This is a genomic window from Prosthecobacter sp. (assembly GCF_044232965.1).
GTDB lineage: Bacteria > Verrucomicrobiota > Verrucomicrobiia > Verrucomicrobiales > Verrucomicrobiaceae > Prosthecobacter.
Genome location: NZ_JBIIKX010000126.1, coordinates 1 through 8,531, shown reverse-complemented (window position 1 = coordinate 8,531; position 8,531 = coordinate 1). Strand labels below are relative to the sequence as shown.

At 61.9% G+C, this 8,531-nt stretch carries 8 protein-coding genes; 7 read left to right on the top strand and 1 reads right to left on the bottom strand.

All coding sequences use genetic code 11. The features are described 5' to 3' along the window. On the top strand, positions 1 to 542 hold a 542-nt coding region (locus tag ACILSI_RS26215), incomplete at its 5' end, for a hypothetical protein (RefSeq protein WP_395724886.1). Positions 543 to 572: 30 nt separating this feature from the next. Here the strand turns inward: ACILSI_RS26215 and pabB are convergent. Next, positions 573 to 1,691, bottom strand: a complete 1,119-nt coding sequence (gene pabB, locus ACILSI_RS26210; protein ID WP_395724885.1) for an aminodeoxychorismate synthase component I — start codon at positions 1,689 to 1,691, stop codon at positions 573 to 575. Between the two features lie 205 nt (positions 1,692 to 1,896). Here pabB and ACILSI_RS26205 point away from each other — a divergent pair, with 205 nt between their 5' ends. The 6 genes from ACILSI_RS26205 to ACILSI_RS26180 form a co-directional block, all read left to right on the top strand. Further along, positions 1,897 to 3,171, top strand: a complete 1,275-nt coding sequence (locus ACILSI_RS26205; protein WP_395724884.1) for a hypothetical protein — start codon at positions 1,897 to 1,899, stop codon at positions 3,169 to 3,171. Between the two features lie 21 nt (positions 3,172 to 3,192). Next, entirely contained in the window at positions 3,193 to 5,169 is a 1,977-nt protein-coding gene (locus tag ACILSI_RS26200) for an SUMF1/EgtB/PvdO family nonheme iron enzyme (RefSeq protein ID WP_395724883.1), read from the top strand. Between the two features lie 5 nt (positions 5,170 to 5,174). Further along, entirely contained in the window at positions 5,175 to 6,041 is an 867-nt protein-coding gene (locus tag ACILSI_RS26195; protein ID WP_395724882.1) for a hypothetical protein, read from the top strand. 94 nt (positions 6,042 to 6,135) lie between these two features. Beyond that, the gene (locus tag ACILSI_RS26190) at positions 6,136 to 6,705 is read left to right on the top strand and encodes a hypothetical protein (protein ID WP_395724881.1); all 570 of its coding nucleotides are present in this window, start codon (positions 6,136 to 6,138) and stop codon (positions 6,703 to 6,705) included. 15 nt (positions 6,706 to 6,720) lie between these two features. Then, positions 6,721 to 8,208, top strand: coding sequence for a flotillin family protein (locus ACILSI_RS26185; protein WP_395724880.1), 1,488 nt, complete (start codon positions 6,721 to 6,723; stop codon positions 8,206 to 8,208). 22 nt (positions 8,209 to 8,230) lie between these two features. Beyond that, on the top strand, positions 8,231 to 8,531 hold a 301-nt coding region (locus ACILSI_RS26180), incomplete at its 3' end, for an alpha/beta hydrolase family protein (protein WP_395724879.1).

The following is an 8,531-nucleotide window of genomic DNA, read 5'->3' as shown; positions in this document are numbered from 1 at the left end:
AAGAAGCCCTGTCACGCAGGGCGGTTTGCAGACTCCGGGTCAGTTTGTTGAACATGGCTCCTTCTCAACTCCCGCCCATTCCAGCACCTTGCCAGAAAGGCGTTTTATTTGCGAAGACACCGCCTAATCTGGACATGCACCACCTGATTGTCCAACGCCCGGACGTCCTGTCTCAGTGGCCGGAGTACGACATTCAAAATGCCATTGCCTGGGCGGGGAAGCTCGAACTGGCGGAGGACCGTGCGGCGGCCCTGCGGCAACTGTTTGAAAATTGGATGGCCCGGGACATGGAGTCTTTCAATGCGTGGCTGCAGGCGCAGAAACCCGGCCTGGGAAAAGACATCGGTCTGGAATTGCTGGCGGACGCCCTGATCAACCTGACCCCATCCGCAGCCCTCGACGCGGCGCTTTCGATTCAAGAGCCCCAACGTCAGAAAGCCTGCCTCCAGAAGCATTTTCAGGACTGGAAGACGCATCAACCTGAGGCCGCCGCTGTCTGGATCCAAAAACATCCCGAGGCGGCAAAATCGCTCAAGCAGTGAGCTTGTCAGCGCGTGGCGTTCAGCGGCTCATCAGGAAGCCGCCGCCAGAATCCCCGCCGCCTTGTGCAAGGTTTCCTCGTGTTCATATTCCGGCACAGAGTCGGCAACAATGCCGGAACCGACGTGGAAGGTGATTTTATCGCCCTTTTGCATGGCAGTGCGGATGGCGATGTTCCACTGGCTGCGGCCGTCGAAACCAAACCAGCCGATGGCACCAGTGTACAGGCCGCGGGGATGCGGTTCGAGTTCGGCGATGATCTCGGTGGCGCGTTTTTTCGGCGCACCGGTGATGCTGCCGCCGGGGAAGCAGGCGCGGAAGGCATCGACGTGATCGACATGCGGACGCAGCGTGCCGGTGACGGTGGAGACGAGGTGAAACACCTGCGCGAAGCTTTCCACCCGCCACAACTCGGGCACGGCGACGCTGCCGAACTCGCAGACCTGGCCGAGGTCATTGCGCTCGAGATCGGTGATCATGAGCAGTTCGGCACGCTCCTTCGCGGAGCCGGTGAGCTCACGCACGGCCGCGCTGTCACGAGCGGGGTCGCCGACAAAGCGGGGCCGCGTGCCTTTGATGGGACGGGTGGCGACGCGTGAGCCATGCATGTTCAGAAACAACTCGGGCGAGGCCGAGAGGACGGAGGCGCCCGCCAGTTGCATGAAGGCGGCATGAGGGGCAGGGGAGACGGAACGCAGCTTCAAATAGAGCGCCAATGAGTCAGCGCCTTGCGGCCAGACGGCTTTCCAGGGGTAGGAGAGGTTGACTTGGTAGATGTCACCGGCGGCGATGTAGTCCTGCGCACGCTGGACGCTGCGGATGAAATCCTCACGGGTGACTTGGGGCTGGAAGTCGAGCTTGGGGGCAACGGCGACTGGGGCAGAGGTGAGAGGTGAGAAGTGAGAGGTGAAATGGCCGAATTCGAACCAGAGGGAGCTGTCGTGATCGTAGATGAGGCCGTGGGGGTAGATGCCGAAGGTGAAATGGCCGTCGTAGCCGACCCAGCCGAACAAACCACCGGCGGCGGCGCGGGGCGTGCGCAGGGCGGCGCGGACTTTTTCCCAATCGTGGTCAATGTGGCCCTGCAAGACCTCGACCGGCTCGGCAGTCAGGATGGAAATGGCTCCGGGGGTGGGCAGGGAGGAGTCCATCCAGACGAAACCCTGGCGATGGCACAGTTGCGCCGCGATTTCGGCCGGGGAGAAAGAAAAGTCGCACTGAATGTGATGCGGCGACGTTTCTAGGGCATGCATGAACAACGGCGGGGATGAACCTTCCGGCATTTTGAACGAAGAACCCTGAAGCATTGACACTAGGAGGCCCGAATCGTACCATAAGCGCCTTTTCCAGCAACCTGTGACTCCCCCTTCCACCATCCTCGCCCCTGACCGCGAACGTGCCTCTGCGGCGGCGTGGGGCATGTTGTGCGTGTTGGCCTTGGTGCAGATCGGTCTGACGGTGAAGCTGCTGGCAGCCCGAAATTCTGCGGAAACACTGACGGCGATGGTGCAACAGCCTGTTTCCACACCGTTGCCGCCACAGGTGAGCGTGGTGCCGGAAATCGGCCAAATCGCCGCGCCTACGCCGGTTTCGGCACCGCCGCTGCCAGGTTCGCTGGCCGCGCCGCCAGCCCCGATGCCTGCCGCACCCGTGTCCAGCGCTCCGCCGCCGATTGGCTCCTTCCAGCAGGCAAATCCGGCCCCGGTGCCTGTGGTGACGCCTCAGTCAGTTCCGATGCCAGCCCCGGTCGCCGCTGCTCAACCCTCGCCGCCGCCAGCACAACCCTCCACTCCGGCTCCAACGCCCTCATTGGCACCAGCGCCAGCACCCGCTTTCAAACCAGACCCTGCCACGCAGTTGCTGAAGGACGTGAACTACGTCGTCACCACGGCGAAGGAAATCCGCGGCATGAGCGACATGCAGGGTGCGCTGGAAATGCTCAAGCGGGCCGACGAACTGACTCCGGATCATCCGGCGATCATCGCGGAGATCGCGCAGACCTATGAGCAAATGGGAGTGGCTACCAAGGCCACGGATTCCTGGAGGCGCATCCAGCTTCTAGGTGAGACCAAGGCGGGCAGCTTTTATGAACTGGCCTCCCGCCGCCTCGGCGCTGGCCCTGCGGCCACCGCCGCTCCTTTGTCCATGCCCGGTGGCGGCAGCTTGGAGGGTGAAAAGAACCTGCGCCTGGGTGCCTGCCAGGTGGCGCGTGATTTCGCCGTGAGCAACGCGGAACGCTACACGGTGCGTGTGCCGATCGTGCGTGCTGGCAGCCAACCGGTGGATGGCAAGGCCGTAAACCTAGAGGTGTTCTTTTTTGACCGGGTGAACGGAGTGCAGGTGGCGCAGACCATCGCACCAGAGCCGGTCGAAACGTGGCAGTCCACCCCGGTGGACTGGAGCGGCAGCGGCGAGGAGACGCTGGATGTCGTGTACCACCTGCCCACGCTCTCCGCCGCCGAAATCCAGCAGCATGGCCGACGCTCTTATTATGGATACATGCTGCGCCTGTACTATAACAACAAACTCCAGGATGTGGCCGCCGAGCCCCGCGATCTCCTGGATTTCGGATCCGCGCCGGGCTCCGCACCCGCCGGCGCGAATCCGCTCCTCCCGCCCATGGGGAGATGATCGCCACCCGCCCCCGCACGCATGACTCTTTTGTTTGTCGATTCCAGCGCCGCCCTGCGCGGCCAACGCATCATCTGGCTGAGGGATAACCTCCCCGGCTTCACCATTGTCGATTTTCCCGAGGCCAAGGAGGCCGCGGCGTGGATCGCGAAGACGGACACGCTCGACATCCTCGTCACCGAGGCCATTTTTCCCTCGCAGGAGACAGGGTTTAAGCTGCGTGACGCGGCCCGCGCCCGTTTCCCGCATACGCGGGTGCTGTTCACCACCCGCTATGACTTGAGCGGCTTCGAGGCTCAGATCGAAGACGCGCTGGTCCTGAAGGACGCGCCTTACAAACCTGAGAAGCTGCTGGATCGCATCCGCTCCCTGCTGGCCCCCACCGTGGAGCCTGACCAGGCGCCACCCGTGATGGTGACTGGCACCGTGCTGGGGAATTACCAAGTTCTGGAAAGGCTCTACATCGAAAAAGAGGCGGAAACTTACCGCGCCCTGCAGGTGGCGGTGCAGCGGCCCGTGGCATTGGTGCTGTTAAAGCCAGAGCATCTGAAGAAGCCCGACATCGTCGATAAGTTCAAGGAGCGCGAACGTGTGAAGGCCTCGCTGACGCACCCTCGCATCGCGCCTTTGTACGAGGCGGGCGAGGTGAACGGCTGGCTGTTCTACACGCGCGAGCTGCCACGCGGCCGCAGCCTGGCGGAGATCGAAATGACCGACGAAACGCTGAGCGAACGTCGTCTCACGGAAGTGCTTTTCGGCGTGGCCGAGGCGATGCAATACGCGACCGAGCGCGGCTACCACCACCGTAGCCTTGCGCCGCGTGACATTTACATCGACACAGAACATCAGGCCAGCATCGTGAACATCTTCCGCCCCGCGATTGCGGCCAAGCGTGACGCACGGGCCGATGTGCGAGGCTTCCTCGATCTGCTGCGTCCCATCACGGCCGAGGGCAAGGCACGCGGCCTGCTGCAATCCCTCGCCGAGGCAAACCATGACTGGACCAGCCTGCTGGCCTCGCTCGATGATCTGCGTGATGACATGCGCGAGCGCAGCATCGTGCGCAAAATCGAGGCGGAGAGCCTGCCAGCCGGCGTACACGGTCGCAAACCCTGGTGGGTGTGGGCAGTGGTGGCCGTGATCCTGCTCATCATCGCCGCGCTCGGCGCCTTGATGAACGGCTCGAACCGCGTGACGGGCGGCGGTGTCGTCGTGCTGCCGGTCGAGATGGTCCGCATCCCTGCGGGCGAGTTCGAGTACCAAAAAAATGAAAAGGTAAAACTGCCGGACTTCTGGATCAGCAAGCACGAGGTCACCATCGGCCAGTACGCGGAGTTTTTGGTCGCGCTGAAGAGCGCCAAGCCCGGAGTTTTTGATCATCCGCTTCAGCCCAAGACTAAAACCAGCCATGAACCCGCGCAGTGGCAGTCTTCCTATGCGGCGGCCAAGTCCGGGGCCACTTTTAACAACGAGGGCATCACCCTGAACACGCCGGTCACTCAGGTGGACTGGTGGGACGCATATGCTTTTGCCAAATGGAAGGGCCAGCGCCTGCCCACCGAGCAGGAGTGGGAAAAAGCCGCCCGCTGGGAGAAAGGCTTTCGCTACCCCTGGGGCAACGAGCCGCGCAACAACGCCGCGAACCTCGGAGATGACTACAACACCAAGCCTAAAGGGCGCGGTGGCAAGATCGACGGTTACAACCTCTGGGCTCCCATCACGCGCGTCACCCAGGACGTCAGCCGCTACGGCGTGTGCGACATGGCTGGCAATGTCAGTGAATGGACCAGCGGTGAAACCCAGGATGGTGTCTGGCCCGCGCACCCTGATTTCATCGACATCAAGGTGCCCGTCGTGCGCGGAGGGCACTTTGGCTTGAAAAGCAGCGACCAACTGCTCACCGACCGCCTCTTTCCAGAATCCGCAAACGAGGCTACACTCGCCCGCGGCTTTCGCACCGCCTCCAGCTCCGCTCCTCCTGCCCTACCGAAACCCTGACCGTTATGAACCGCTTTTTACCGCTGTTGATTCTCTGCCTGTGCGCCACCGCCGCACGGGCGCAGTACGTCACCAACCTGACCTTGTCGAAGGATCAGTACCTTACCGGCGAGCCGGTGGTGGCCACCATCACGATCATCAACCGCTCCGGCGCTGATGTCATCCTCGGCGGCCATGGCGCGCGCGACTGGCTGCACTTTGAGATCACTCAATCAACGGGTCGTGTGCTCTCACCCATCACCATGGGCTCGGAGGAGCCGCTCAGGCTGCAGGCTGGCGGCACCACAAGCTACAAAGTCGAGCTCTCCGGCGGCTACTCCACCGCCGACCTCGGCACCTTCCACATGGTCGCCAACGTGCTGCACCCCCTCACCGGCCAGTTTTATACTTCCAACCGCGAGCGCATGACCATCACCGACGCGAAGCCCAACATGTTCGACCAGCCCTACGGCGTTCCCGAGGGCTTTCAAAACGCGGGGCGTTCGCGGCGTTACCAGGTCATCCTGTTTCGTGAGCTCGACATCCTGCAGCTCTACTGCCGCATCACCGACGAGCGCAGCGGCGCCTATCTCGCGACCTTTCTGCTCGGCCCCGTCAACATGGCCGTGCAGCCACAGATCAGCATCGACACCAAAAACAAGCTGCACATCTTCTTCCTCGCCAAGCCGCAGATCTGCTGTCACGCCATCATCAATCCTGACGGCAAACTGTACAAACGCAGCTACTACCGTGACACGGAGGGCAACCGGCCCACGCTCGTCATGACGCGTGATGGAGCACAGGTCGTCGGCGGTGAGTACTTCGACCCCGCCGCGCCACCCGCGCAGTCCAAGGCTCTGCGCAAAGCCTCCGAGCGGCCGCCCGGCCTGTGATGCTGGTTGGTTGCGGCCGGTTTACAAACACGCCGTAAAAGCGGAACACATCCAGGCTTGCCCTGATCTCTTGTGCCCGCTACAACCTGCGGCCATGAACGCCTCGTGGTCCGACCTTCTCACTGGCTCGCAGCTTTACTGGGCCATTTCCGTCTTCGCCTCCGTGCTGCAGGTCTTCCTGCTCATCGGTGCCTTCATGGGCCACGGCTCTGATTTCGACCACGGTGCCGATTCCCACGACGGCAGCACAACCGACAGCGTCAAAATCCTCTCGTTACGAATCCTTGTCGCTTTCTTCGTCGGTTTTGGCTGGGCGGGCGTCATGGGCCACCGCAACGGCATGTCTCCCGGCTCCACCGCCATCGCCGCGCTCATCTCCGGAGTGGTGTTCATGCTGCTGATGTTCGTCACCATGCGCCTGCTCATGTCCATGCGGGATGACGGCTCGTTGCACTACGAAAATGCCATCGGCCTGCGCGGCCAGGTCTATGTGACCATTCCTCCCCAACGTGAAGGCCTCGGCCAGATCGAAGTCATGCTTCAAGGCCGCCTCATCACCGCCAGCGCCGTCACGGATTCCGATCACGCGCTCGCTCCGCAGCATGGCATCGAAATCACCGCGCTCATGCCGCCGAACACTTTCGTCGTCAAACCCACTTCCTAATTTCCACCCACAACCATGCTCGATACTCCCATGATCCCCGTGCTTGCCGGCATCGCCGCCATCCTCGTCTTCGCCACGCTCGCGTTCTTCGCCTCACGCTACAAACGCTGCCCTTCCGACAGAATCCTCGTCGTTTACGGCAAGGTCGGCGGCAACAAATCCGCCAAGTGTGTGCATGGCGGTGCTTCGTTCGTGTGGCCTGTCATCCAGGACTACGCTTACTTGAGCCTCACGCCGATGCCCATCGACATCCAGCTTCGTGGCGCTCTCTCGCAGCAAAACATCCGCGTCAACACACCCTCCACCTTCACCGTCGGCATCAGCACCGAACCCGGTGTCATGGAAAATGCCGCCGAGCGCCTTCTCGGCCAAACACAGCCGCAAATTCAGGAACTCGCCAAGGACATCATCTTCGGCCAGATGCGTGTCGTCATTGCCACGATGCCCATTGAGGAAATCAACGCCGACCGCGACAAGCTCATCGCGAACATCTCCAACGGAGTCGAAGTCGAGCTGAAGAAAGTCGGCCTCCGCCTCATCAACGTCAACGTCCAGGACATCACCGACGAATCCGGCTACATCGAAGCCCTCGGCAAAGAAGCCGCCGCACGCGCCATCAACGACGCTAAGATCAAGGTCTCCCAGCAGGAGCGCGATGGCGACATCGGTGCCGCCCTCGCCGATAAAGAGAAGCGCATCAGCGTCGCGCAAGCCCAGGCCGAAGCTGTCACCGGAGAAAACCTTTCCGCCGTTGAAATTGCCAACTCCATCGCCTCACGCCGCGAAAAAGAAGCCGAGGCCGAACGTCTTGGCACCGCCGCCGAAAAAGTCGCCAGCGCCAAGGCGCTCCAAGAATCCTATCTCGCCGAAGAATCCGCCGAACGTCAGCGTGCCAAACGTGAAGAAGCCTCGCAGATGGCCACCATCATCGTTCAGGCTGAAATCGAAAAGCGGAAGATCGAAGTGCTCGCCGAAGCCGAGAAAAATCGCGTCCGCATCAGCGCTGAAGCGCAACGCCTTCGCATCGAACTTGAAGCCGAGGCCGAGAAGCGCCGTATCGAACTCGTCGCTCAGGCCGATGCCGAAAAAATCCGCATCATCAAAGAAGGTGAGGCCGCCGGTCTTAAAACCTACATGGAAGCCGAAGCCGCAGGCACGCTGGCCCAGCTCGAAGCCCGCGCCAAAGGCTTCCAATCCATCGTCACCGCCGCAGGTGGTGCCGACAAAGCCGCACAGCTCATGGTCACCGAGCAACTGCCCGGCCTCGTCGCCGAGCAGGTCAAAGCCATCTCCGGCATCAAGATCGACAAGCTCACCGTCTGGGATTCCGGCCGCACCGGCGAAGATGGCAAGACCCGCACCGCCGATTTCCTCTCCGGTCTCGTCGGTTCGGTGCCGCCGCTGCACGAGATCGCCACTAACGTCGGCATCGAACTCCCCGGCTACCTCGGCAAACCCGCCGCTAAAAAATCTGCACCGCCAACTGACAGCAAGGCGAGCTAAGGCGCAGCGTTAAGCCTCGATCATGTCACTTCGCCGCGCCCTCTGCCTTCTTCTCTACTCCAGCATCGTCACACTCGCCGCCGATGCGCCGAAGTGGAAAAAACTCATCCCGCAAACGCCCTCCGGCTTCACGCTGAAAACCCTCGAAGTCGCGAAGTATCCTGAGCACACCGTCGAGCTCTACGTTTACGTCCCAGATGCCGAAGGAACCTGGCCATGCATCCTCGACATCCACGGCGGCGGCTGGAAAGCACGTCAGGTCGAGGCCGACAAACCAATGATGGAACGCCTCGCGCAACGCGGCTTCGTCACCGCACTCGTGA

What these genes read in the sequence shown, in the direction of transcription:
- pabB (WP_395724885.1), bottom strand. Translation starts at nt 1,691, where the DNA reads ATGGACTCCTCCCTGCCCACCCCCGGAGCCATTTCCATCCTGACTGCC.
- ACILSI_RS26200 (WP_395724883.1), top strand. Translation starts at nt 3,193, where the DNA reads ATGACTCTTTTGTTTGTCGATTCCAGCGCCGCCCTGCGCGGCCAACGC.
- ACILSI_RS26195 (WP_395724882.1), top strand. Translation starts at nt 5,175, where the DNA reads ATGAACCGCTTTTTACCGCTGTTGATTCTCTGCCTGTGCGCCACCGCC.
- ACILSI_RS26190 (WP_395724881.1), top strand. Translation starts at nt 6,136, where the DNA reads ATGAACGCCTCGTGGTCCGACCTTCTCACTGGCTCGCAGCTTTACTGG.
- ACILSI_RS26185 (WP_395724880.1), top strand. Translation starts at nt 6,721, where the DNA reads ATGCTCGATACTCCCATGATCCCCGTGCTTGCCGGCATCGCCGCCATC.